This window comes from Pseudomonas sp. M5 (assembly GCF_016907075.1).
GTDB classification, from domain to species: Bacteria; Pseudomonadota; Gammaproteobacteria; order Pseudomonadales; family Pseudomonadaceae; genus Aquipseudomonas; species Aquipseudomonas putida_E.
In genome coordinates this window covers 2,527,331-2,551,866 of sequence record NZ_JAFBBH010000001.1, presented here as the reverse complement: position 1 = coordinate 2,551,866, position 24,536 = coordinate 2,527,331, and the positions used below count along the sequence as shown (strand labels likewise).

20 protein-coding genes are annotated in these 24,536 nt (G+C 62.9%); 12 read left to right on the top strand and 8 right to left on the bottom strand.

Annotation, left to right across the window (positions count from 1 at the left end; translation table 11 throughout):
- Window positions 1-5: 5 nt before the first annotated feature.
- Complete coding sequence (gene arcD, locus JOE27_RS11625) at window positions 6-1,433, bottom strand: arginine-ornithine antiporter (protein ID WP_115273962.1); 1,428 nt, start codon at window positions 1,431-1,433, stop codon at window positions 6-8.
- 437 nt (window positions 1,434-1,870) lie between these two features.
- On the opposite strand from arcD (JOE27_RS11625), the gene arcD (JOE27_RS11620) reads away from it, so the two are divergent.
- On the top strand, window positions 1,871-3,298 hold the full coding sequence (gene arcD, locus JOE27_RS11620; protein ID WP_046784423.1) for an arginine-ornithine antiporter: 1,428 nt from the start codon (window positions 1,871-1,873) through the stop codon (window positions 3,296-3,298).
- On the opposite strand, the gene JOE27_RS11615 is transcribed toward arcD (JOE27_RS11620), so the two are convergent.
- From JOE27_RS11615 to gap, 6 genes are all read right to left on the bottom strand, one after another.
- Window positions 3,284-3,691 carry a YbaN family protein gene (locus tag JOE27_RS11615; RefSeq protein WP_125924445.1) on the bottom strand — a complete coding sequence of 136 codons (408 nt, stop codon included), beginning with the start codon at window positions 3,689-3,691 and terminating at the stop codon, window positions 3,284-3,286. The two genes, arcD (JOE27_RS11620) and JOE27_RS11615, sit on opposite strands and share 15 nt — an antisense overlap.
- Window positions 3,692-3,745: 54 nt before the next feature.
- The gene (locus JOE27_RS11610; protein ID WP_046784421.1) at window positions 3,746-4,339 is read right to left on the bottom strand and encodes a biliverdin-producing heme oxygenase; all 594 of its coding nucleotides are present in this window, start codon (window positions 4,337-4,339) and stop codon (window positions 3,746-3,748) included.
- A 199-nt stretch (window positions 4,340-4,538) separates the two neighbouring features.
- Window positions 4,539-7,127 carry a TonB-dependent receptor gene (locus tag JOE27_RS11605; RefSeq protein ID WP_204918806.1) on the bottom strand — a complete coding sequence of 863 codons (2,589 nt, stop codon included), beginning with the start codon at window positions 7,125-7,127 and terminating at the stop codon, window positions 4,539-4,541.
- Window positions 7,128-7,253: 126 nt separating this feature from the next.
- The gene (locus tag JOE27_RS11600) at window positions 7,254-8,216 is read right to left on the bottom strand and encodes a FecR domain-containing protein (RefSeq protein ID WP_046784419.1); all 963 of its coding nucleotides are present in this window, start codon (window positions 8,214-8,216) and stop codon (window positions 7,254-7,256) included.
- A gap of 90 nt (window positions 8,217-8,306) precedes the next feature.
- Entirely contained in the window at window positions 8,307-8,819 is a 513-nt protein-coding gene (locus JOE27_RS11595; protein ID WP_125924447.1) for an RNA polymerase sigma factor, read from the bottom strand.
- A 226-nt stretch (window positions 8,820-9,045) separates the two neighbouring features.
- Window positions 9,046-10,047 (bottom strand): type I glyceraldehyde-3-phosphate dehydrogenase, encoded by a 1,002-nt coding sequence (gap, locus tag JOE27_RS11590; protein WP_119687719.1) that lies wholly within the window; start codon window positions 10,045-10,047, stop codon window positions 9,046-9,048.
- A gap of 265 nt (window positions 10,048-10,312) precedes the next feature.
- On the opposite strand from gap, the gene edd reads away from it, so the two are divergent.
- From edd to JOE27_RS11535, 11 genes are all read left to right on the top strand, one after another.
- A complete protein-coding gene (edd, locus tag JOE27_RS11585) occupies window positions 10,313-12,139 on the top strand; it encodes a phosphogluconate dehydratase (RefSeq protein ID WP_046784416.1) in 1,827 nt (608 codons plus the stop codon).
- On the top strand, window positions 12,136-13,095 hold the full coding sequence (locus tag JOE27_RS11580; protein WP_204918804.1) for a glucokinase: 960 nt from the start codon (window positions 12,136-12,138) through the stop codon (window positions 13,093-13,095). The genes edd and JOE27_RS11580 overlap by 4 nt, the downstream gene beginning before the upstream one ends.
- A gap of 65 nt (window positions 13,096-13,160) precedes the next feature.
- Window positions 13,161-13,886: a two-component system response regulator GltR gene (gene gltR / locus JOE27_RS11575; protein ID WP_119687716.1), complete on the top strand. Its 726-nt coding sequence runs from the start codon at window positions 13,161-13,163 to the stop codon at window positions 13,884-13,886.
- A complete protein-coding gene (locus tag JOE27_RS11570) occupies window positions 13,867-15,321 on the top strand; it encodes an ATP-binding protein (protein WP_204918802.1) in 1,455 nt (484 codons plus the stop codon). Before gltR ends, JOE27_RS11570 begins: the two co-directional genes overlap by 20 nt.
- Window positions 15,322-15,423: 102 nt before the next feature.
- Window positions 15,424-16,650, top strand: a complete 1,227-nt coding sequence (locus JOE27_RS11565) for an AGE family epimerase/isomerase (protein WP_125924451.1) — start codon at window positions 15,424-15,426, stop codon at window positions 16,648-16,650.
- Between the two features lie 104 nt (window positions 16,651-16,754).
- Window positions 16,755-18,041, top strand: coding sequence for an ABC transporter substrate-binding protein (locus JOE27_RS11560; RefSeq protein WP_046784411.1), 1,287 nt, complete (start codon window positions 16,755-16,757; stop codon window positions 18,039-18,041).
- 193 nt (window positions 18,042-18,234) lie between these two features.
- Window positions 18,235-19,143, top strand: coding sequence for a sugar ABC transporter permease (locus JOE27_RS11555; RefSeq protein ID WP_012316021.1), 909 nt, complete (start codon window positions 18,235-18,237; stop codon window positions 19,141-19,143).
- Entirely contained in the window at window positions 19,136-19,981 is an 846-nt protein-coding gene (locus tag JOE27_RS11550; protein WP_046784410.1) for a carbohydrate ABC transporter permease, read from the top strand. Before JOE27_RS11555 ends, JOE27_RS11550 begins: the two co-directional genes overlap by 8 nt.
- A gap of 3 nt (window positions 19,982-19,984) precedes the next feature.
- Window positions 19,985-21,139 carry a sn-glycerol-3-phosphate ABC transporter ATP-binding protein UgpC gene (gene ugpC, locus JOE27_RS11545; protein ID WP_115273971.1) on the top strand — a complete coding sequence of 385 codons (1,155 nt, stop codon included), beginning with the start codon at window positions 19,985-19,987 and terminating at the stop codon, window positions 21,137-21,139.
- Window positions 21,140-21,230: 91 nt separating this feature from the next.
- A complete protein-coding gene (locus JOE27_RS11540) occupies window positions 21,231-22,523 on the top strand; it encodes a carbohydrate porin (RefSeq protein ID WP_223255080.1) in 1,293 nt (430 codons plus the stop codon).
- 117 nt (window positions 22,524-22,640) lie between these two features.
- The gene (locus JOE27_RS11535; RefSeq protein ID WP_204918799.1) at window positions 22,641-23,495 is read left to right on the top strand and encodes a D-hexose-6-phosphate mutarotase; all 855 of its coding nucleotides are present in this window, start codon (window positions 22,641-22,643) and stop codon (window positions 23,493-23,495) included.
- On the opposite strand, the gene hexR is transcribed toward JOE27_RS11535, so the two are convergent.
- Window positions 23,488-24,351: a DNA-binding transcriptional regulator HexR gene (gene hexR, locus JOE27_RS11530; protein ID WP_204920633.1), complete on the bottom strand. Its 864-nt coding sequence runs from the start codon at window positions 24,349-24,351 to the stop codon at window positions 23,488-23,490. The genes JOE27_RS11535 and hexR overlap by 8 nt on opposite strands.
- Window positions 24,352-24,536: the final 185 nt, after the last annotated feature.

The following is a 24,536-nucleotide window of genomic DNA, read 5'->3' as shown; positions in this document are numbered from 1 at the left end:
GTGGGTCACAGGGTCAGGAAGCCGTCATACAGGCCATAGGCCGCCACCAGGGCGCCGATGACCACAGCTGCGAAGATCAGTTTTTCCACGTTGGTGAAGATCGGTTGGCCAATTTCACGCTTGGCCTTGGCAAACAGGATGACGCCAGGGGCATACAGCAGGGCGGAGAGCAGCAGGTACTTCATGCCGCCTGCATACAGCAGCCAGATGGCGTAGATCAGTGCGATGGCGCCGATGACCAGGTCTTTGCTGCGTTCGCTGGCAGCCTGCTCGTAGGTTTCACCGCGCATGGCCAGCAGGAAGCCATAGGCTGCCGACCACAGGTAGGGCACCAGGATCATCGAGGTGGCGAGGTAGATCAGTGACAGGTAGGTGCTCGCGGAGAACAGCGTGATCACCAGGAAGATCTGCACCATGGCGTTGGTAAGCCACAGGGCGTTGGCCGGCACCTGGTTGGCATTCTCGCGGCGCAGGAACTCCGGCATGGTGTGATCCTTCGCAGCGGCGAACATGATCTCGGCGCACAGCAGCACCCACGACAGCAATGCGCCGAGCAGCGAGATGATCAGGCCGACGCTGATCAGTACAGCGCCCCAGTGGCCGACCACATGTTCCAGCACGGCAGCCATCGACGGGTTCTGCAGTTTGGCCAGCTCCGGTTGCGTCATCACGCCCAGCGAGAGCACGTTGACCAGCACCAGGAACAGCAACACGGTGATGAAGCCGATGACCGTGGCCTTGCCCACATCGGCGCGTTTTTCCGCCCGCGAAGAAAAGATGCTCGCACCCTCGATGCCGATGAACACCCAGACGGTGACCAGCATCATGTTGCGCACCTGGTTCATCACGCTGCCCAGCTCCGGCGTGCCGGTGGCCCAGATGTCGGCGGTGAAGATGTCGAGGCGGAAGGCGAACACGCAGATCAGCGCGAACAGCACCAGCGGTACCACCTTGGCAACGGTGGTGACCAGGTTGATGAACGCCGCTTCCTTGATGCCGCGCAGTACCAGGAAGTGCACCGCCCACAGCAACACCGAGGCGCCGATGACGGCAGCGGGGGTGTTGCCTTCACCGAAGATGGGGAAGAAGTAGCCCAGGGTACTGAACAGCAGCACGAAGTAACCGACGTTGCCCAGCCAGGCGCTGATCCAGTAGCCCCACGCCGAGGAGAAGCCCATGTAGTCGCCGAAGCCGGCCTTGGCGTAGGCGTATACCCCGCCGTCCAGATCAGGTTTGCGGTTGGCCAGGGTCTGGAACACGAAAGCCAGGGTCAGCATGCCGACTGCGGTGATCGCCCAGCCGATCAGTACGGCGCCAACCCCTGCGCTGGCGGCCATGTTTTGCGGCAGCGAGAAAATACCGCCGCCAATCATCGAACCGACGACGAGTGCAACGAGTGCGCCGAGTTTTAGTTTTCCGGAAGAATCAGACATTTAACAACTCCGTACCAGGAGAAAGTTGACCACAGAATAAATCCGTCGCCTGGGCCATGATCTGACTTGGATCAGTTCATGGCGTTGTGAAGTAGGAAATTTCCTTCACTTGACTCCTGGAGAGTGCCGACAGCCCTGTTGCAGGCCCCGTGCGCTGGCACCTCCATGTACAACCAGAGCAAACGCTCTGTTCAGCCTGCGAACTCTGAAGCTAGCCGCTTTTGCCGTTTTCGCAAACTTTTCTCAATAAATTCCATGGGTAATCGAGGTTGATAAAGTTGCACGTCGGACAAGCGTTTATCTGGGGCGACCGGTATAGACAAAAGAGTTATTAGTGCTATAGCTTTAATGGCTTTGTCTATTATAAGTAGCCGTATCTATATGCAGATAAAGCTGTTTCAGCGATGTGACAGCACGCACAAAAGACGAGGAATCGCATGAGCGAACCAGGACAGAAACTGCGCCTCGGCGCGTTGATCGCACTGGTGGTCGGTTCGATGATTGGTGGCGGCATCTTCTCGTTGCCGCAGAACATGGCGGCGCGCGCGGATGTTGGTGCTGTGCTGATTGGCTGGGGTATCACCGCAGTGGGCATGCTGGCGCTGGCCTTCGTGTTCCAGACTTTGGCCAACCGCAAGCCTGAGCTGGATTCAGGGGTGTATGCCTATGCCAAGGCAGGTTTTGGCGATTACATGGGCTTTTCCTCGGCCTGGGGCTACTGGATCAGCGCCTGGCTGGGCAACGTCGGCTACTTCGTGCTGCTGTTCAGTACACTGGGCTTTTATTTCCCGGTGTTCGGTGAGGGCAATACGCCCATTGCCATCGGCTGTGCCTCATTGCTGTTGTGGTCGGTGCACTTTCTGGTGCTGCGTGGCATCAAGGAAGCGGCGTTCATCAACCAGGTAACCACCGTGGCCAAGGTGGTGCCGCTGCTGATCTTCATCGTCATCGCCGCCTTCGCCTTCCGCGCCGACATCTTTACCCGGGATATCTGGGGCGTTAGCAACCCGCAGTTCGGTAATGTGCTGGACCAGGTGCGCAACATGATGCTGGTCACCGTATTCGTGTTCATCGGCATCGAAGGCGCCAGTGTCTATTCGGGGCGGGCGCTGCGCCGCACGGATGTGGGCAAGGCCACGGTGATCGGTTTTCTCGGCGTACTGGCGCTGCTGGTGCTGGTCAACGTGCTGTCGCTGGGGGTGATGACCCAGCCGGAACTGGCCGGGCTGCAGAACCCCTCACTGGCATCGGTGCTTGAGCACATCGTCGGGCCCTGGGGCGCGTTGCTGATCAGCATCGGCCTGGCAGTTTCGCTGCTCGGCGCCTTGCTCTCGTGGGCACTGCTGTGCGCCGAAATCCTCTTCGCCACGGCACGGGACAAGACCATGCCGCGCTTTTTGGCCAAGGAAAATGCCAACCATGTGCCGGCCAATGCCCTGTGGCTGACCAACTGCATGATCCAGGGGTTCTTGCTGATCACCTTGGTTTCGGCGGGTACCTACACCAGCCTGATCTACCTGGCGTCGTCGATGATCCTGGTGCCGTACCTGTGGTCGGCCGCCTACGCGGTGCTCTTGGCGCTGCGCGGGGAGAGTTATGCCGGGCAAGAGGGGCTGCGCCGCAAGGACCTGTTGGTGGCGTTGGTGGCGCTGGTGTATGCGCTTTGGCTGTTGTATGCCGGTGGGCTCAAGTACCTGCTGCTGTCGGCATTGCTGTATGCGCCAGGGGTGATCCTGTTCGCCCGGGCCAAGCGTGAACAAGGCCAGGTGCTGTTCACCACGTGGGAGAAGTTGATCTTCGCGGCGGTGCTGATTGGCGCTGCCCTGGCAGCGTATGCGCTGTATTCAGGGCTACTGAGCCTGTGACGCAGGCGGGCATGCCTGCTCTGGCCGTGACCAGATCCACAGGTTGCCCAGGGCCATGCCGGTGATGGCCAGAAATACCGGCCAGCGATGGTCAAAGAAGGCCAGCATCAGGCCTGCGCACACCAGCATGCTGAGGGTTGCACTGACCTTTGCCCGGCGCTGGATCACCTTGCCATTGCGCCAGTTGAACAGGATAGGCCCGAACAGCCGGTGGTTCTCCAGCCATGCCGACAGGCGCGGCGAGCTGCGTGTCGCTGCCCAGGCAGCCAGGAGGATGAACTCGGTGGTCGGCAGGCCAGGAATGACGATGGCGACCAGGCCGATACCCAAGCTTACGTAAGCCAGGATGCCATACAGCAGGCGCGACAGTTTCGAGCGGGCAGGTCGGGTCATGGTCTCACTGCACAAAACGGTCCGGCCACCGGAAGGGTGGCCGGGTTAAGCGTATCAGGCCAGCGCGCTGTCGGCGGCGTAGGCATGCTTGAGCAGTTCGGTGAAGCGCTCGAAGGCGGCCACTGCGCCGCGCTCGGCAGCAGCGTCTTCTTCGGCAGACAGCGCCAGGCCATCGAGGGTTCGGGTGAACTGCTTCCAGCCCTCGGCGCGGCCACCGGCCGGTTCGCCCAGGTGGCGGGCGCCAAAGCTGTCGGACAGCTCCAGGGCCACGGCCCGCTTGATCAGAAACGCGGCGCCCAGTTTGGAGCCTTCGGAGACGAAGATCCAGCCCAACGCTTCTGCCAGGCTTGGGTCGTGCAAGGCGCCGGGTACTGCAGCCGGTACTTCGGTATCGAGGTCGGCGAGGTCCAGGCGGGCTTGATCGGCGCGGCAGCGCTGGGCCAGGTCAGGCACGATGGCGATCAGTTTCGGGTCGTTGTACAGGGCCTGCAGTTCGGACTGGAACAGGTACTGGGCGACGACGAAACGGGCGAAACTCTCGCGGCTGTCGAACGGTGCGTGGGATTTGACCAGGGCGTCGAGCTCGGTGTGCGGGGCGTGGGTGACCTGGTTGAGGCGTTGCGAGCGCAGGGCTGGGCGGTCGGTCATGGGGTGTCCTTGGGAATTTGGGGCGTCTAGTGACAAGACGAAACAGAGGGGTGGGGAGAGTAAAAAAACCGGTTTTTTGTGTTGTCAGTACCGGCCCTATCGCCAGCAAGCCGGCCCCCACAGGGTACCCACTGCCCTCAGGTTCAGTGGCGTAGCCGTGGGGGCTTGCCGGCGATAGGGCCAGTAGCGATTGGCTCAGTCAGATATCCCACACCACATTGATGGCGAAGTTGCGCCCTGGCATGGTCAGGCGGTCGAGGTTGGCAGGCTGGGTCACGCCCGCCTCACCCTGGCCGTCGTAGCCGCGCACCGAATCCCACTGCCAGTATTTCTTGTCGGTCAGGTTGTACAGCCCAGCGTTGACCGTGATGTCGTCGGTCACCTTGTAGAAACCGCTCAGGTCCAGCACGCCGTAGCCAGGGGTACGGAACTGCGAGCTCTGGCCGTCCGGGGCGAAGAACGTGGTGTCGTCGACGCGGGTCTTGCGCTTGACAACGGTCCAGCTCAGCAGGCCGCCGTAGTTCGGTTGCTCGTAACCCAGGCCGAACACGCCGGTCAGTGGGTTGACGCTGTTCAGCGGCTGGCCGTTGTCATCGTTGCGGCCGTTGGCGTAAGCGATCGAACCTTGGGTGTAGAGGCCCTCTGGCGCACCGAAGTGGTCGAGGTTGAGGCGGCCCTTGACCTCGGCACCCTTGATGGTGGCGTGCTTGATGTTGTTGGCCTGGAAGGTGGTTTCCAGGTTGGCCGACTGCACGGCGTCTTCGTCGATGAAGTCGCGGTACTTGTTGTAGAAGACCGCAGCGCTGAAGTTACCTGCATCGAAGTTGCCGCGAAGGCCGGTCTCGTAGCTCTTGCTCTTCTCCGGTTCAAGCCCGGGGTTGCCCTGCACGCTGTAGCCCAGTGTCGGGTTCTCGAAGCGGCCGTACATCGACTTGGCTGTCGGCGTGCGGAAGCCTTCGGCGTACTGGCCGTACCAGGTGTAGTTGTCGTTGAAGGCGTAGGTCAGGCCGAACTTGGGCGACACGCGGTGCCACTTCTTGTCCGAGTCATCGAGGGCGCCTGGCGCTGTGCCCGAGCCCTGAATGCCACGCAGGAACGCGTCGGTGAACTTGGGCTCCATGCGCGTGTAGTCGTAGCGGGCACCGGGCATGAAGGTCCAGTTGTTCCAGCGGATCTCATCCTGCACGAACAGGCTGTAGGTGTTGATGGTCGGGTCCGGGAAATCGCTGACCAGGGCCTGGCCGTCGCGCGAGCTGTCCTGGCCGATGGCGGTGCAGCTACCGCCAATGGCCACACAGGTGCCGGAGCCGCTGCGTGAGCCGGTCACTTCTTCATGCTTTATGGTGGTGCCGTAGGTCAGCAGGTGATCGGTCTGGCCGATGCTGAAGGCTTTGTCCAGCTGGGCATCGAACACCCATTGGCGGTCCTTGTAGGTGGTCTGGCGGTCGCGCAGCACCTGCCGCCCCGACGCGACATACAGCTCATCGGTGCGCTGGTCGGTCTTGGCGATCTGGTAGTTCAGGCTCCATTTCACGTGGTCGGCGACCAGGCTGTCGAGGCCGAACTCGTGGTTGATGCCGAAGCGCTCGCGGGTGACGGTGTCGTTGCCCTGGCGCATGCGGTAGGAGTTCATGGCACCAAAGCCTGGAATGAACGGACCGCCCACGGCACTGAGGATGTTCTGGTCGCGGTCATCCTTGTAACGCTCGTAGGTGAAGCCCAGGCGTGCGTCGTCGGCGTAGTTCCAGCCGAGCTTGGCCAGCACGTTGGTGGTGCGCACATCTTCCGGGTTGGCTTCGGTACGCGACAGGCCGCTACCGCCATGCTCGCCGTAGGATTCGGTTTCGTGGCCGTTGCGCTGGCTGACGTGCAAAAGGCCGTCGAAGTCGCCCTGGCGGCCTGCTACGGTGGCAGAGGTCAGCCAGCTATCGTCGGCCGAGCTGTAGCCAGTCTTCAGGCGCGCGCCCACATCCTTGCCGGGCTTGATGATGTCGTCCGGGTCCAGGGTGAAGTAGCTCACCGCACCGCCGATGGCATTGCTGCCGTACAGCACCGAGGCCGGGCCGCGGAGGATTTCCACGCGCTTGACGATCTCGGGGTCGACGTAGTTGCGCTGGGTCTGGGCGTAGGGACCGTAGAAGAAGCTGTCAGGGATCGACACACCGTCGATCTGGGTCAGCACGCGCTCTCCGTCGATGCCACGGATGTTGTAACCGTTCAGGCCGCTGCGCTGGCCGGTGCCACCGACCGACACGCCTGGCTCATAGCGCACCAGTTCCTGGATGTTATTGACGCTCTGCCGGTCCAGTTGCTCGCGTGTCTGCACACTCACGGTGCTCGGCACCTGGCTGACGTCCTGGGCGCTGCGCGTGGCGCTGACGGTCATCTGCTGCAGGGCGATGGCATTGCCCGCCGATTGGCGTTCGAGCACCACATTGCCGTTGCCGATCTTGCGATAGCCCAGGCCGGTACCTTGCAGCAGTTGTTTCAGTGCCGCTTCCGGAGGCAGCGAGCCGCGTACACCTGGCGAAGCCACACCGTCGGCCAGTTCGGCGCTGAAACCCACCTGCCAGCCGGTCACCTGGCTGAAGGCGTTGATGGCCTCGACCAAGGGCTGCTGGGCGATGCTGAAGCGGTAGTCGCCCATGCGCGGGCTTGTCGCGTGCGCAGGTTCTGCGGCCAGCGCCGGCAGGCAGCAGGCGCCACTGGCGAGCAAGGCCAGGGTCAGCAGGGACAATTGGCCGGTACGGCGGGGAAGGGGGGACGGGCGAGTTGGACCTGTGGACATCGAAAGCGCTCCCTGACGCGCGAACTGTTATAGGTGATGACCGTTCCTGCTTTGAAACAAGAATCAGTTGCATTGGCTATAACGAGACGGACGGGGCAGCGCGATCGCGTAAAAATAATTTTCAGGTCAGTTGAGAATGACCACGGCGGGGTATTCGTGCAGCTGCGCCGAGGTGATGTGGGCCAGGGCGCGCAAGGTCTCCAGCGGCTGGTCGAGGCGGTAGTTGCCGGTCACCGCCATGTCTTCGAGGTGGGCATTGCGGTTGATGATCCAGCCTGGGTAATAGCGCCGCACTTCGGCCAGCACCTGGCTAAGCGGGCAGTTCTCGAACACCAGGCGCCCATCGACCCAGGCCAGGTCCTTGTGCATGTCCGGGCGCTGGCGCTGGCCGAAGCCTTGCGGGCCGACGCTGATGCTGTCGCCGGCGCTCAGGCGGATACGCTGGTCGCTGGCGGCCTGCAGGTCGACGTCGCCGCGCTGCACCCGGACCTGTGCCTCACCATCGAGGTAGCGCACGGCAAAATCGGTGTCGCGCACCTGTGCCCGCAGCGGGCCGGCCTGAACTTCCAGTGGTGGTTGGGTGCCACCGGGTACCTGGAAATACGCCTCGCCTTGTAGCAACCGCGCCACCTGACGGCCTTCGCGCACGTCGCTGGCGAAAGCCGAGTTGGTGTTGAGCAGCACCTTGGCCCCGTCATCGAGCTGCAGGCGCTGGCGTTCGCCCACCACGGTCAGGTGGTCGGCCTGCAGGCGCATCGGCAAGTTGCCCACGGTGAACAGCCCGACCAGCAGTACTGCGGCGGTCGCCAGGGGTTTCCAGTGAGCCCGCAGACGCCCGCGTACAGAGCGGCGCCGCACCTGATGCATTTGTGTGGCGGCCTGGCGCACCGGCGTGCCGTTCCACAGGGCTTCGGCTTCGACGTAGGCCACGGCGTTTTCCGGCGCGGCGCTGAGCCACTGCTCGAAGGCCAGCGTGTCCGCTTCGGTGGCGCATTGCAGGCGGACCAGCCAGTCCAGCGCCTCGTCCATCGCACGGGCGCGGGCGTCGGGCCCTGCGGTCGGCGGGCGAGGGGCGGGGCTGTCGGTCACGGTGAATCCTTGAAATGATTTTCCCGAATGATCAAGGCTAAGGCGGGGCGTGGCAAGCGCTTCGCCGAGCTCGGGTGGCCAGCGGTCGTCTTACTTCAGGCGTTCGGCCACACCCATGCAGATTGCCATGATCAGTTTCAGCTCCTTCTGGACCGTGCTGGCCGAGACATTGAGTTGCTCGGCAACTTCCACGTAGCTGGCACCGTGCAGGCGGCTGAGGATGAAAATACGCTGCTGACGCTCACTCAACTGGTTTAGGCTGACGCTCAGGTGCTTGAGCAGTTGCTCGGCGTGTGCGGCATCCTCGCTGCTGCTCAGCGGCGCGGCGACGTTGTGCAGGATTTCTTCGGGCACATCGTCGACCAGCATGCGCGATTGCACCCGGCGCGTGCGCAGATGGTCCAGGGCCAGGTTTCGCGCGGTCTGGAAGACGAAGGGCTCGAGGTGTTCGATGGGCCGCTCCCCCAGAGCGCGGGACACCCGCAGGTAGGTTTCCTGAAGCAGGTCCTCGGCGGTGCTGGGGTTGCCGACCATGCGCTGCAAGGTCCGCAATAGGGGGAGGCGCTGAACGAGGAAGACAGAGTTGAACCGGGACTGACTCACAGGGGGACCTGGCCGACGAAAGGTGAATGATAATGCTTATCATCTTGCCTGAAGGTCAAGCCTGGAAGTGTTAGGAAAAGGTAAAGATTGTCGGTAGGAGCGGCCTTGCGTCGCGAAAGGGCTGCAGAGCAGCCCCAAGGTTTTCTGAGCGCCAGAGATATAGTTGGGGCCGCTGCGCGGCCCTTTCGCGGCGCAAGGCCGCTCCTACCGCAGCAAGTGCCTGCGCTCAGCGGGCGCTGCACAATGCCAGGCAGTTATCCAGCATGCGGTTGGAGAACCCCCACTCATTGTCATACCAGGCCAGCACCTTGAGCATCCTGCCGTTGGCGCGGGTGTGGTTGGCATCGAATATCGACGACAACGGGTTGTGATTGAAGTCGCACGAGACCAGCGGCAGGGTGTTGTAGCCGAGCACCTTGGAATGCCGGCTGGCTTCGAGGAACAACTGGTTCACCTGCTCGGCCGTGGCCTCGCGCTTGAGGTTGACGGTGAGGTCGACCAGCGACACGTTGATCACCGGTACGCGCACCGCCATGCCGGTCAGCTTGCCGGCCAGTTCCGGCAACACCAGGCCCACGGCTTCGGCGGCGCCGGTCTTGCTCGGGATCATCGACTGGGTGGCCGAGCGCGCCCGGTACGGGTCGCTGTGGTAGACGTCGGTCAGCACCTGGTCGTTGGTGTAGGCATGGATGGTGGTCATCAGCCCCTGCTCGATGCCGAACTCGCGGTGCAGTACCTGGGCGATCGGCGCCAGGCAGTTGGTGGTGCAGGAGGCGTTGGAAATGACCTGGTGCGACGCGCGCAGAATGTCATGGTTGACGCCGTATACCACGGTGGCGTCGGCGCCCTTGGCCGGTGCCGAGACGATCACCTTGCCAGCCCCGGCCGCCAGGTGCGCCGCGGCCTTGGCGCGGTCGGTGAACAGCCCGGTGCACTCGAACACCACGTCGATCGCTTCAGCCTTCCAGGGCAGCTCGGCCGGATTGCGGATGGCGCTCACCGCGATACGGTCACCGTTGACCGTCAGGCTCTCGTGATCAGCTTCCACCGACGCATCGAAAGCACCGTGTACGCTGTCGTATTTGAGCAGGTGGGCGTTCATGGCACTGTCGCCCAGGTCGTTGATGGCGACGACCTGCAGGTCGTGGCGGTAGCCTTGGGTATACAGTGCGCGCAGGACATTGCGACCAATGCGGCCGAATCCGTTGATGGCGATACGTAGTGTCATGGCAGTACCTCTGGCAGTTCGAGTGAAACCTGTGGCACAAATGAAGCTTCACTGAAACGGTTTTGTTGTTGGAATTACAAGATTATTCACTCAGCGATAGAAAACAAGCCTTTTTACTGGCAGTATTTTGTTTAAATATACAACGAGTGGTCGGGCAAGCCGCCGCCTCGATGCGCAGGGTCTCTTACACAGGAGCCTAGGCCGCAATCGTTTGGAGGGGAAATGCCCGGTAAACCGCCCTTACCGCTAGCCTGGAGTCCAGTACATGCACCCGCGCATCCTTGAGGTCACCCAACGGCTGACCGAACGCAGCCGTGCCACCCGTGAACGCTACCTGCAGCTGATTCGCGGCGCGGCCAGCGACGGACCCATGCGGGCCAGCCTGCAGTGCGCCAACTTCGCCCATGGCGTGGCCGGGTGTGGCGCTGACGACAAGCAGAGCCTGCGCCTGATGAATGCCGCCAACGTGGCCATCGTCTCGGCCTACAACGACATGCTCTCGGCGCACCAGCCGTATGTGCATTTCCCCGAACAGATCAAGAAGGCACTGCGCGAAGTTGGCTCCGTCGGCCAGTTCGCTGGCGGTGTGCCGGCCATGTGCGATGGCGTGACCCAGGGTGAGCCTGGCATGGAGCTGGCCATCGCCAGCCGTGAAGTGATCGCCATGTCTACTGCGGTGGCGCTGTCGCACAACATGTTCGACGCTGCGCTGATGCTGGGTATCTGCGACAAGATCGTCCCCGGCTTGATGATGGGCGCGCTGCGCTTCGGTCACCTGCCCACCATTTTCGTACCGGGCGGGCCAATGGTTTCCGGCATCTCCAACAAGCAGAAAGCCGATGTGCGCCAGCGCTATGCCGAGGGCAAGGCCAGCCGTGAGGAACTGCTGGAGTCGGAGATGAAGTCCTACCACAGCCCGGGCACCTGCACCTTCTACGGCACTGCCAACACCAACCAGCTGGTGATGGAAGTGATGGGCCTGCACCTGCCGGGGGCCTCGTTCGTCAACCCATACACCCCGCTTCGCGACGCGCTGACCGCCGAGGCCGCACAGCAAGTGACACGCATGACCAAGGCCAGTGGCAGCTTCATGCCGCTGGGCGAGATCGTCGACGAGAAATCGCTGGTCAACTCCATCGTCGCCCTGCATGCCACCGGGGGGTCGACCAACCACACCCTGCACATGCCGGCGATCGCCCAGGCGGCAGGCATCCAGCTCACCTGGCAGGACATGGCCGACCTGTCCGAGGTGGTGCCGACCCTGTCCCACGTTTACCCCAATGGCAAGGCCGACATCAATCACTTCCAGGCCGCCGGTGGCATGTCCTTCCTGATCCGTGAGCTGCTCGATGCCGGCTTGCTACACGAGGATGTCAACACTGTCGCCGGCCACGGGTTGCGCCGCTACACGCAGGAACCGTTCCTCGACAACGGCAAGCTGGTCTGGCGCGAAGGCCCGCAGCAGAGCCTGGACGAGACCATCCTGCGCCCGGTGGCGCGGCCGTTCTCGGCCGAAGGCGGCTTGCGGGTGATGGAAGGCAACCTTGGGCGTGGCGTGATGAAAGTGTCCGCGGTGGCCCCTGAACATCAGGTCGTCGAGGCCCCGGCACGGGTTTTCCAGGACCAGCAGTCGCTGGCCGATGCGTTCAAGGCCGGCGAACTGGAGCGCGACTTCGTGGCCGTGGTGCGTTTCCAGGGGCCACGTTGCAACGGCATGCCGGAGCTGCACAAGCTGACGCCGTTCCTCGGTGTGCTGCAGGACCGCGGCTATAAAGTGGCACTGGTCACCGATGGGCGCATGTCAGGTGCATCGGGCAAGATCCCGGCCGCAATCCATGTCTGCCCTGAAGCCTTTGATGGCGGACCGCTGGCGCGGGTGCGCGATGGTGATATCGTGCGGGTCGATGGTGTCGAAGGCACGCTGCAGCTCAAGGTGTCGGCCGAGGAACTGGCCCGCCGCGACCTGCCACCTGCGCCACAGGGCAACGACCTGGGCTGTGGGCGCGAGCTGTTCGGCTTCATGCGCATGGCGTTCAGCTCGGCCGAGCAGGGCGCCAGCGCCTTTACCTCGGCCCTGGAGAACCTCAAATGAAGGACCTGCTGGTTGGCGACATCGGTGGCACCAATGCCCGTTTTGCGTTGTGGCGTGACAACCAGCTGCATCAGGTGAAAGTTTTCGCCACCGCTGACTACACCAGCCCGGAGCAGGCCATCGAGGCCTACCTGCAGAGCCAGGGTATCGAGCGTGGCGGGCTGTCGGCGGTGTGCCTGGCGGTGGCCGGGCCGGTCGACGGTGATGAGTTTCGCTTTACCAACAATCATTGGCGGCTGAGCCGCAGCGCATTCTGCAAGACGTTGCAGGTCGAACAGCTGCTGCTGATCAATGACTTCACGGCGATGGCCTTGGGTATGACCCTCCTGCAAGGGGACGAGGTGCGCCAGGTCTGCCCCGGCCAGGCCGACCCGGCGCGACCTGCACTGGTGATCGGCCCAGGTACCGGCCTTGGCGTCGGCAGCCTGCTGCGCCTCGGTGAGCAGCATTGGCTGGCGCTGCCCGGTGAGGGAGGGCACGTCGACCTGCCGGTGGGCAATGCCCGCGAAGCGGCGATCCATCAGCAGATTCATGGGCAGATTGGCCATGTCAGCGCTGAAACCGTGCTCAGCGGTGGTGGCCTCGTGCGTTTGTACCAGGCCATCTGTGCGCTGGACGGTGATACGGTACGGCACAAGACACCCGCAGAAATTACCGATGCCGCCCTGAGTGGCGAGCCACGGGCATTGGCGGTGGTCGAACAGTTCTGCCGCTTCCTGGGGCGCGTGGCAGGTAACAATGTACTGACCCTGGGTGCGCGCGGTGGTGTTTATATTGTTGGCGGCGTCATCCCGCGGTTTGCCGAACTGTTCATGCGCAGCGGGTTCGCTGCAAGTTTTGCCGACAAGGGCTGCATGAGCGGTTACTTCGCCGGTGTGCCGGTGTGGCTGGTGACGGCAGAGTTTTCTGGACTGCTGGGCGCCGGCGTGGCATTACAGCAGGCTCTGGATCATTGATAGGGGGCCGCTTTGCGGCCCTCACAGCAGGCAAAAGACCTGTGACAACAAGAGGGCGGGATACCTTGAGCACTGCCGGAAAATCGATCCTGATGGTCGACGACGATCAGGAAATCCGCGAGCTGTTGCAAACCTATCTGAGCCGCGCCGGCTTCCAGGTGCATGCCCAAGCCGATGGCCAGGGTTTTCGCCATGCGCTGGAAAACACTCACTGCGATCTGGTCATTCTCGATGTGATGCTGCCCGACGAGGACGGCTTCAGCCTGTGCCGCTGGGTGCGCCAGCACCCGCGCCAGTCGCGGGTACCGATCATCATGCTGACCGCCAGCTCCGACGAGGCCGACCGGGTCATCGGCCTTGAGCTTGGTGCGGACGATTATCTGGGCAAGCCGTTCAGCCCGCGGGAACTGCAGGCGCGAATCAAGGCCCTGCTGCGTCGCGCGGAATTCGGCCAGGCCGCGCCAGCCACAGCGGTACTGGCCTTCGACGACTGGCGCCTGGACACGGTCAGCCACCGCCTGTTCCACCGCGATGGCGAAGAGGTGATCCTCTCCGGTGCCGATTTCGCCTTGCTGAAGCTGTTTCTCGATCACCCTCAGCAGATCCTCGACCGCGATACCATCGGCAACGCTACCCGTGGCCGTGAGCCAATGCCGCTGGACCGTATTGTTGACATGGCGGTCAGCCGCCTGCGCCAGCGTCTGCGCGACACCGACAAACCGCCACGGCTGATCCGCACTGTGCGCGGCAGTGGCTACCTGCTGGCTGCGCATGTCTGCTGTGCTTCCTGAGCGGCGCTGGCGCCTGGTGCCGCGCTCGCTGCTGGGGCGCATGCTGCTGTTGACCTTGCTGGTGGTGTTGTTGGCTCAAGGTTTGTCCAGCGTCATCTGGGTCGCGCAGTTACGTGCCAGCCAGCTTCAGGGCTTGCGCGCCAGTGCCGGCAGCCTGGCCCATTCGATGAGTGCCAGCGTCAGTTATTTCCGTTCCTTGCCGGTGGCTTATCGGCCGATGGTATTGGACCAGTTGCGCAGCATGGGTGGTACGCGTTTTTTCGTGTCGCTCAACGACAAGCCGCTGGACATGCCGGTATTGCCCATAACACCGCGCAAGCAGGCGGTGATCGATGTGTTCCAGCAGGTACTGCATGAGCGGCTGGGCGCGCAGATGGAAGTTTCCGTCGAGTTCGTCGCCCCCGATGACCTGCGCATCTTCAACAGCGGCCTGAAGCTCGATGAGCTGCCGCGTTCCTGGGCGCATTACTCGCTGACCCTGGAACCACTCAATCCGCCTGTACTGGTCACGCAGATTCGCCTGGGCCAAGACGAGTGGCTGTACATCGCCTCGTTGCTGCCTGAGCCCTACACCAGCCTTGAAGCCGAGCGCCTGCCACGCCAGCAGATCGGCTTCATCGTCCTGACCACCGCCTTGCTGCTGCTGTTCATCGGCCTGCTGGTGCACTGGCAGAGCTGGCCGCTCAAGCGCCTGGCGCGGGCCGCGCGGGACCTGTCGCTGGGCGCCGATGTGGCGCCAGTGCACGAGGGCGGTGGCAGCGAGGTGGTCGAGGTCGGGCGTGCGTTCAACAGCATGCGTGAACGCATCAGCCGCTACCTCACCGAGCGCAGCCAGTTGTTCAGCGCCATTTCCCACGACCTGCGCACGCCCATCACCCGGCTGCGGCTGCGCGTCGAACTGCTGGAAGATGAGCGCCTGCAGGCCAAGTTCAGCCAGGATCTGGATGAGCTGGAGCTGTTGGTCAAAGGCGCCTTGCAATGCGTGAAAGACACTGACATCCACGAGAACATCGAGCCGGTCGACCTCAACCAGGTCCTGGAGATTCTCGCCGAGCCGTATCTGGGGGATGGCCGCATCACCGTCGAAGGCCAGGCCCTGGCGCCGTACCCCGGCAAGCCGCTGGCCTTGCGCCGCTGCATCGGCAACCTGATAGACAATGCCATCAAGTACGGCGAGCGGGCCCGCCTGCGCATCATCGACAGCGCACAGGGCTTTGTCCTGCAGGTGGATGACCACGGGCCGGGTGTGCCACAGCAGCAGCTTGAGCAGGTGTTCGAGCCGCATTTCAGGCTCGCCGGGCAGCAGCAAGGGTATGGCTTGGGGCTGGGGATCGCCCGCAACATCGCCCATAGCCATGGGGGTGAGGTGAGCTTGCTCAATTTGCGCGAGGGTGGGTTGCGCGTGACCCTTTATCTGCCGCGTGGCGTTGAGTGAAGGTATGTCACCGACCGGTGACATAACCGCAAGCCTTCGTGACATCCCAGCCAGGACGGCTGGCTAGAATCTGCAAACCTCACACAGGGAAGACGCGGGCGCATGGACTACATCGATTCCCCGGAACATACCGCCTGGCTCACAAGCGAGGGCCAGCGGCTGCTCTCTTTCGCCAAGGCCTCGCAAGCCCCTGAAGGTTTCGGCAATCTCGACGCCCGCGGCAAGCTGCCCCCTACGGCTGTCGCCGAAACCATGAACACCGCACGCATGACCCACAGCTTCGCCCTGGCCCACCTTCAGGGGGCGCCAGGCTGCCTGGCATTGGTTCAGCACGGTGTGCAGGCCTTGTGCGGGCCTTTGCGCGACGCCGGGTACGGCGGTTGGTTCGCCCGCCCGTACGGCCAGGGCGACAACGGCAAGGCGGCTTACCTGCATGCCTTCGTCGCGCTTGCCGCCAGCTCTGCCGTCGTGGCGGGCGCTGCGGGAGCACAGGGGTTGCTGGCGCAGGCGATACGGGTCATCGAGGAGCGTTTCTGGAGTGAGCAAGAGGGTGCGATGCGCGAGTCCTTCTCCAGCGACTGGCAGCAGCCTGAAGCTTATCGCGGCGCCAACAGCAACATGCACGCCACTGAGGCCTTCCTCGCCTTGGCAGATGTGACGGGCGATGTACTTTGGCTGGAGCGCGCCCTGCGTATCGTCGAGCGCATCATTCACGGCCATGCTGGCGCCAGTGACCACCGGGTGATCGAACATTTCGATGTGCACTGGCAACCGCTGCCCGAATACAACCGGGACAATCCCGCAGATCACTTTCGCCCATACGGCACAACGCCTGGCCATGCGTTCGAGTGGTCCCGTCTGGTCCTGCACCTTGAGGCTGCGCGGCGTCAGGCCGGGCTTCCTGCCCCGGCATGGCTGCTGGCCTGCGCGCGGGGCCTGTTCGCCAATGCCTGCCAGCATGCCTGGAGCGTCGATGGTGCCGAGGGCATCGTCTACACCTTGGGCTGGGACAATCAGCCCAGGGTGCGCGAGCGCCTGCACTGGGTGCATGCCGAAGCGTGCGCCAGTGCCGCAGCGCTGCTGCGGCGAACCGGCGAGCAGCAGTACGAGCAATGGTACCGGCGCTTCTGGACGTTCATCGACACTCATTTCATCGACCGCGCAGCCGGAAGCTGGCACCACGAACTCGGCCCGGACAACCAGCCAGCGGCGACGATCTGGGCAGGCAAGCCAGACCTTTATCACGCCTACCAGGCTGTACTGCTGCCAACGCTGCCCCTGGCACCCAGCCTGGCGAGCGCACTGGCGCGCAATGTAACCAAACGATGACATTCACGCATCGCTTCGTTACCTGGCGCAGCGGGCACTCTGATTAGACTCCATGCAATGCAAGCGCTCGACTTGCCCGGCATAACAACAAGAAAGGTACTCCGATGAATTCGACTCTCCGCCTCGCTGCCGCGATTTCCTTCGCCTCCCTGTTCCCGCTCAGTGCTCTCGCCGCCGACACCAAAGGCAGTGTCGAAGTGGTTCACTGGTGGACATCCGGTGGTGAAAAAGCGGCAGTCGATGTGCTCAAGGCCCAGGTCGAGAAGGATGGCTTCACCTGGAAGGATGGTGCGGTTGCCGGCGGTGGTGGCGCCACGGCCATGACCGTGCTCAAGAGCCGCGCCGTGGCCGGTAACCCGCCCGGCGTTGCCCAGATCAAGGGGCCGGACATCCAGGACTGGGCTGCCACCGGCCTGCTGGACCCGGATGTGCTCAAGGATGTGGCCAAGCAAGAAAAGTGGGACTCGCTGCTCGACAAGAAGGTCGCCGACACCGTCAAGTACGAAGGTGACTACGTGGCCGTGCCGGTGAACATCCATCGCATCAACTGGCTGTGGATCAACCCCGAAGTGTTCAAGAAGGCCGGCATCGACAAGGCGCCGACCACCCTCGACGAATTCTACGCCGCCGCCGACAAACTCAAGGCCGCCGGCTTCATCCCGCTCGCCCATGGCGGCCAGCCATGGCAGGACAGCACGGTGTTCGAGAGTGTGGTGCTGTCGGTGATGGGGGCGGACGGTTACAAGAAAGCGCTGGTCGACCTCGATGAAGCCACGCTGACCGGGCCGCAGATGGTCAAGTCGCTGACCGAGCTGAAAAAGGTCGCCACCTACATGGACCCCGACGGCAAAGGCCAGGACTGGAACCTGGAAGCAGCCAAAGTCATCAACGGCAAGGCCGGCATGCAGATCATGGGTGACTGGGCCAAGAGCGAGTGGACCCTGGCCAAGAAGACCGCCGGCAAGGACTATCAGTGCGTCGCGTTCCCTGGTACCGACAAGGCTTTCCTGTACAACATCGACTCACTGGTGGTGTTCAAGCAGAACGACGAGGGCACGGCCGCTGGCCAGCAGGACATCGCCAAGAAGGTGCTTGGCCAGGACTTCCAGAAGGTCTTCAGTATCAACAAAGGCTCCATTCCCGTGCGTAACGACATGCTCGCTGACATGGGCACCTACGGCTTCGACGCTTGCGCCCAGACTTCTGCCAAGGACTTCATGGCCGACGCCAAAACCGGAGGCCTGCAGCCGAGCATGGCGCACAACATGGCCACCACGCTGGCCGTGCAGGGCGCCTTCTTCGATGTGGTGACCAACTACATCAACGACCCCAAGGCCGACCCTGCCGATGCAGCGAAGAAGCTGGCGGCGGCGATCAGATCGGCCAAGTAACCAAGCTCAAGGCAGGCACGATTGCTCTTGTAGGAGCGGCCTTGTGTCGCGAAAGGACCGCGAAGCGGTCCCTAGGCCTGCAAGCCAGGTTCGACGGTCTGTCTTTGTTCTCGAGCCCCTGGGGCTGCTGCGCAGCCCTTTCGCGACGCAAGGCCGCTCCTACAGCAGATGGGCAGTGCCTTCAAGGTGAATCATGACTACAGCAACCGCCCGACTGCGGGCCTCTCCCCTGGACGCTCTGCAGCGCTGGCTACCCAAGCTGGTGCTGGCACCCAGCATGTTCATCGTCCTGGTGGGCTTTTACGGCTACATCCTGTGGACGTTCGTCCTGTCTTTCACCACCTCGACCTTCCTGCCGACTTACAAGTGGGCGGGCCTTGCGCAATACGCCAGGCTGTTCGACAACGATCGCTGGTGGGTGGCCAGCAAGAACCTGCTGGTGTTCGGCGGGCTGTTCATCGGTATCAGCCTGGCCATCGGCGTACTGCTGGCGGTGCTGCTCGACCAGCGCATCCGCCGCGAAGGTTTCATCCGCACGGTCTACCTGTACCCGATGGCTTTATCGATGATCGTCACCGGTACCGCCTGGAAGTGGCTGCTCAACCCTGGCATGGGCCTGGACAAACTGTTGCGTGACTGGGGCTGGGAAGGGTTTCGCCTGGACTGGCTGATCGACCCCGACCGGGTGGTGTACTGCCTGGTGATCGCCGCCGTGTGGCAAGCCTCGGGCTTCATCATGGCGATGTTCCTGGCCGGCCTGCGCGGGGTCGACCAGTCGATCATCCGTGCTGCGCAGATGGATGGCGCAAGCCTGCCACGCATCTACTGGACCGTCGTGCTGCCGAGCCTGCGCCCGGTGTTCTTCAGTTCGCTGATGATCCTCTCGCACATCGCGATCAAGAGCTTCGACCTGGTGGCCGCAATGACCGCCGGTGGCCCGGGCTACTCATCCGACCTGCCGGCGATGTTCATGTATTCGTTCACCTTCAGCCGCGGCCAGATGGGCATGGGCTCGGCCAGCGCCATCCTCATGCTCGGGGCGATCCTGGCGATCCTCGTGCCTTACCTGTACTCGGAGCTGCGGAGCAAACGCCATGCATAGCCCTGTCGATAAAGCGGTGCCGAGCATCAGCCGCATCGCCATTCACGCTGTATTGCTGATGGCCGTGCTGCTTTACCTGGTGCCGTTGGTGGTGATGCTGCTGACCAGCTTCAAGACCCCGGAGGACATCAGTACCGGCAACCTGCTGAGCTGGCCGACCGTGGTCAGCGGCATCGGCTGGGTCAAGGCCTGGAGCACGGTCAGCGGGTACTTCTGGAACTCGATCATGATCACCGTACCGGCGGTGCTGATTTCGACCACCATCGGTGCGCTCAACGGTTATGTGCTGTCGATGTGGCGCTTCCGCGGGTCGCAGCTGTTTTTCGGCTTGCTGTTGTTCGGTTGCTTCCTGCCGTTCCAGACCGTGCTGCTGCCAGCCTCGTTCACCCTCGGCAAGTTGGGCCTGGCCAGCACCACCAGTGGCCTGGTGCTGGTGCATGTGGTCTACGGCCTGGCCTTCACCACGCTGTTCTTCCGCAACTTCTACGTGAGCATTCCCGATGCGCTGGTCAAGGCCGCACGCCTGGACGGTGCCGGGTTCTTCACCATTTTTCGCCGCATCATCCTGCCGATGTCGACACCGATCATCATGGTCTGCCTGATCTGGCAGTTCACCCAGATCTGGAACGACTTCCTGTTCGGCGTGGTGTTCTCCAGCGGCGACTCGCAACCGATCACCGTAGCCCTGAACAACCTGGTCAATACCAGTACCGGGGCCAAGGAATACAACGTCGACATGGCGGCGGCGATGATCGCCGGCCTGCCAACCCTGCTGGTCTATGTGGTGGCAGGCAAGTATTTCGTTCGCGGGCTCACAGCCGGCGCCGTCAAGGGGTAAGTCATGGCAACGCTTGAACTTCGTAATGTGAACAAGACCTACGGCAGCGGCCTGCCGGATACGCTCAAGGACATCCAGCTGTCGATCAAAGACGGCGAGTTCCTGATATTGGTCGGCCCTTCGGGGTGCGGTAAGTCGACCTTGATGAACTGCATCGCAGGCCTTGAGAACATCACCGGTGGCGCGATTCTCATCGATGACCAGGATGTCAGCGGCATGAGCCCCAAGGACCGTGATATCGCCATGGTGTTCCAGTCCTACGCGCTGTACCCGACCATGAGCGTGCGCGAGAACATCGAGTTCGGCCTGAAGATCCGCAAGATGCCGCAGGCTGCCATCGACGAGGAAGTGGCGCGTGTGGCCAAGCTGTTGCAGATCGAACACCTGCTTTCACGCAAGCCGGCGCAATTGTCCGGTGGCCAGCAGCAGCGGGTGGCGATGGGCCGCGCCTTGGCGCGGCGGCCGAAGATCTACCTGTTCGACGAGCCGTTGTCCAACCTCGACGCCAAGCTGCGCGTCGAGATGCGCACGGAAATGAAACTGATGCACCAGCGGCTCAAGACCACCACGGTGTATGTCACCCACGACCAGATCGAGGCCATGACCCTGGGCGACAAGGTTGCGGTGATGAAGGACGGCATCATTCAGCAGTTCGGTACCCCGCAGCAGATCTACAACGACCCGGCCAATCAGTTCGTTGCCAGCTTCATCGGCTCGCCGCCGATGAACTTCATACCGGTACGCCTGGCCAGGCAGGACGGGCGCCTGCTGGCCCTGCTCGACAGCGGCCAGGCACGTTGTGAGCTGCCGTTGGGCGTGGCCGGCGACGAGCTGGACGGGCGCGAGATCATCCTCGGCATCCGCCCGGAGCAAATCAGCCTGGGTACGGGGGAGGGCAACGGCCTGCCGGGCATTCGCGCCGAGGTGCAGGTAACCGAACCTACCGGCCCTGACCTGTTGGTCTTCGTTACCCTCAACCAGACCAAAGTGTGCTGCCGCCTGGCGCCGGATGTGGCATGCCGGGTCGGTGACAGCCTGAACCTGCAGTTCGACCCGGCACGGGTGCTGCTGTTCGACGCCGCCAGCGGCGAACGCCTGGACTTGAATACTGCCAACGCTTCACTGAAGGACAACGTGACTCACCTCAAGAGCCGTTGAATCGTCGAAACTATCAATAAGAAAAAGAGGACGCAAAGGGATGGAACAGCGCAATCGCATAAGGACCTTGGGCTCGCTGGCCCTGCTGGCCATGGTTGGGAGTAGCGGGGTGCAGGCCGCCGAGGCCTTCTCCAGCGAATCGAAATGGATGACCGGCGACTGGGGCGGTACCCGCACCGAACTGCTGGAAAAAGGCTATGACTTCACCCTCGACTATGTGGGCGAGGTCGCCGGCAACCTCAATGGCGGCTACAACGACGACAAGACCGCACGCTACAGTGACCAGTTCGCCCTCGGCGCGCACCTGGACCTGCAGAAGATCCTTGGCTGGCACGATGCCGAGTTCAAGCTGGCGATCACCGAGCGCAGTGGCCGCAACCTCTCCAATGACCGCATCAGCGACCCGCGTGCCGGCCAGTTCAGTTCGGTGCAGGAGGTGTGGGGCCGCGGCCAGACCTGGCGCCTGACCCAGATGTGGATCAAGCAGAAGTACTTCGACGGTGCCCTGGATGTGAAATTCGGCCGTTTCGGCGAGGGCGAGGACTTCAACAGCTTCCCCTGCGACTTCCAGAACCTGGCCTTCTGTGGATCGCAGGTGGGCAACTGGGTCGGCGGCATCTGGTACAACTGGCCGGTCAGCCAGTGGGCGCTGCGGGTCAAGTACAACATCACGCCGGAGTTCTTCGTGCAGGTCGGCGCGTTCGAGCAGAACCCCTCCAACCTGGAAACCGGCAACGGCTTCAAGCTCAGCGGCAGCGGCACCAAGGGTGCGATCCTGCCGGTGGAGGCCGTCTGGTCGCCCAAGGTCAACGGCCTGCCGGGCGAGTACCGCCTGGGCTATTACTACAGCACGGCTGACGCCGAAGACGTCTACGAAGACGTCAATGGCAACCCGCAAGGGATCAGCGGCGCCGGCTTCAAATCACACTCCAGCAAGCACGGCTGGTGGGTGGTTGCGCAGCAGCAGGTCACCGCCCACGGCGGCGACGTCAGCCGCGGTCTCAGCCTGTTCGCCAACTTCACCGTGCACGACAAGGCCACCAACGTGGTCGACAACTACCAGCAGGTGGGGTTGGTGTACAAAGGTGCCTTCGATGCCCGGCCCAAGGATGATATCGGCTTTGGTGTCGCCCGCATCCACGTCAACGATGATGTGAAGAAGCGCGCCGAACAGCTTAACGCCCAGAGCGGCATCAATGACTACGACAACCCGGGCTTCGTGCCGCTGCAGCGTACCGAGTACAACGCCGAGCTCTATTACGGCTTCCATGTGACCAACTGGCTGACCGTGCGCCCGAACCTTCAGTACATCAAGAGCCCGGGTGGCGTGGATGAGGTGGACAACGCGCTGGTCGCAGGGTTGAAGATTCAGTCGTCATTCTGAGCACATTTGTTGTAAATTTACGCCAATCCAAAAACGGCTCCCGGCATCCACTGGCTTGCAGTGGTTGTCGGGGATAGGCCGAGACAGCGCTATCTCAAACAACAAGAGCTTGGAACCATGCCTGAACATCCGCTACATCGCTTCTTTTCCGTACAGAGGCCGAGGCCGACATTCGAGTGGGAGCGTTACCAGCAGCGCGATGTGCTGATCATCGATCACCCCTGCTGCCAGGCGGTTTTCAGCCGTCAGGGCGCACAGTTGCTGCACTTCCAGCCGGCCGGCGAGCGGCCCTGGCTATGGTGCGCCGAACAGTGGCCGCAGGTGGGGGCAATCCGTGGCGGCGTGCCGGTGTGCTGGCCGTGGTATGGCCGCCACCCCAGCGAGGACCTGTGGCCGGCCCATGGCTGGGCGCGCCTGCTGGACTGGAAGCTGGTGGACAGCCGGGAGGACGAGGAGGGCGTGAGCCTGAAGTGGCGCCTGGACTTGTGCGACTGGCAGGTCGACCTGCATGCCCGCCTGGGCAGCCGCATGGAACTGAGCCTGAGTACCGAGCACCAGGACAGCGAACCCTGCCAGTTGAGCCATGCACTGCTGGCCTACTGGCGTATCAGTGACGTTTCCGAGATAGCGCTGTCCGGGCTTGAAGATATCGAAGGCTATGACCGTCTGAGCCGGCAAGCCTGCCGCGAGGAGGGCGCATTGAAGCTCAAGGGCGGCTGCCAGAAGGTCTACCCCGGCACGCCACGCGTGCAGTTGCAGGACCCCGCCTGGCAGCGTGAGCTGTGCATCGATACGGGTGACAGCGACGATACTGTGGTCTGGCACCCAGGCAACCGCCCGTTAATGGGTGTGAGCGGGCGCGAGTGCCAGGGTTTCGTCTGTGTCGAGGCGGCCAGCGGCAGCGGTGAAGGTCTGAGCCTGGCGCCGGGGCAGCGCGCCCATTTGCGGCTGCAGGCGCACCGGCTCAGTTGAGTTCGTCGTCCTCGATCGGGTAGCGGCTGGCGTTGAGGCTTTCCTTGATCTTGCGCAGGTGCGGCTGGAAGTCCACGCCGCGGCGCAGGGTCATCCCGGTGGCGAGTACGTCGAGCACGGTAAGCTGGATGATCCGCGACGTCATCGGCATGTAGATGTCGGTGTCTTCCGGTAGCGGGATGTGCAGGCTGAGGCTGCACGCTTGGGCCAAGGGGGAGCCGGCCGCGGTCAGGCCGAGCACCGAGGCGCCGTTTTCGCGGGCCAGGCGCGCTACCTCCACCAGTTCGCGGGTGCGCCCGGTGTAGGAGATGATCACGAACAGATCGCCAGTGTGAGCCACCGAAGCCAGCATGCGCTGCATCAGCACGTCGGCGTGGGCCGAGACGGCGAGGTTGAAACGGAAAAACTTGTGCTGGGCGTCCAGGGCTACCGGGGCGGATGCGCCCAGGCCGAAGAAGTGGATCTGCCGGGCCTGGATCATCATGTCCACGGCGCGGCTGACCTGCTGCGGGTCAAGCTGCTGGCAGGCGCTGTCGAGCGAGGCGATCGCACTGGCAAAGATCTTCTGGGTGTAGGCTGCGGGATCGTCATCGGCCTCGACCGCGCGGCTGACATAGGCCGCACCACTGGCGAGGCTTTGCGCCAGCTGCAGCTTGAGCTCGGGGTAACCGCTGACGCCGAACGAGCGGCAGAAGCGGTTGACGGTCGGTTCGCTGACCTTGGCCGCCTGGGCCAGTGCGGCAATGCTGAAACGGGTGGCTTGTTGCGGGTTGAGCAGGATGACTTCGGCGACTTTGCGTTCGGCCTTGTTCAGCTCGTCGAGGCGTCCCTGGATCTGCTCCAGGAGGTTTCGCACGCGGTCCATGGGTGTGTCCTTGGGTCGAGAAGACAGCCGGCTGGCGGAGCAGCAGGCTTTTTGCACAGTCGTCTATCGTACTGTCGGTGCGGGTGGCGCACCACTTATCTGTAACACTTGTGTGTAATGTTGTGGTTTTTACTACATTTTCTCTTGAAAACCGTATGTGAAAGCGGTATTCCTAG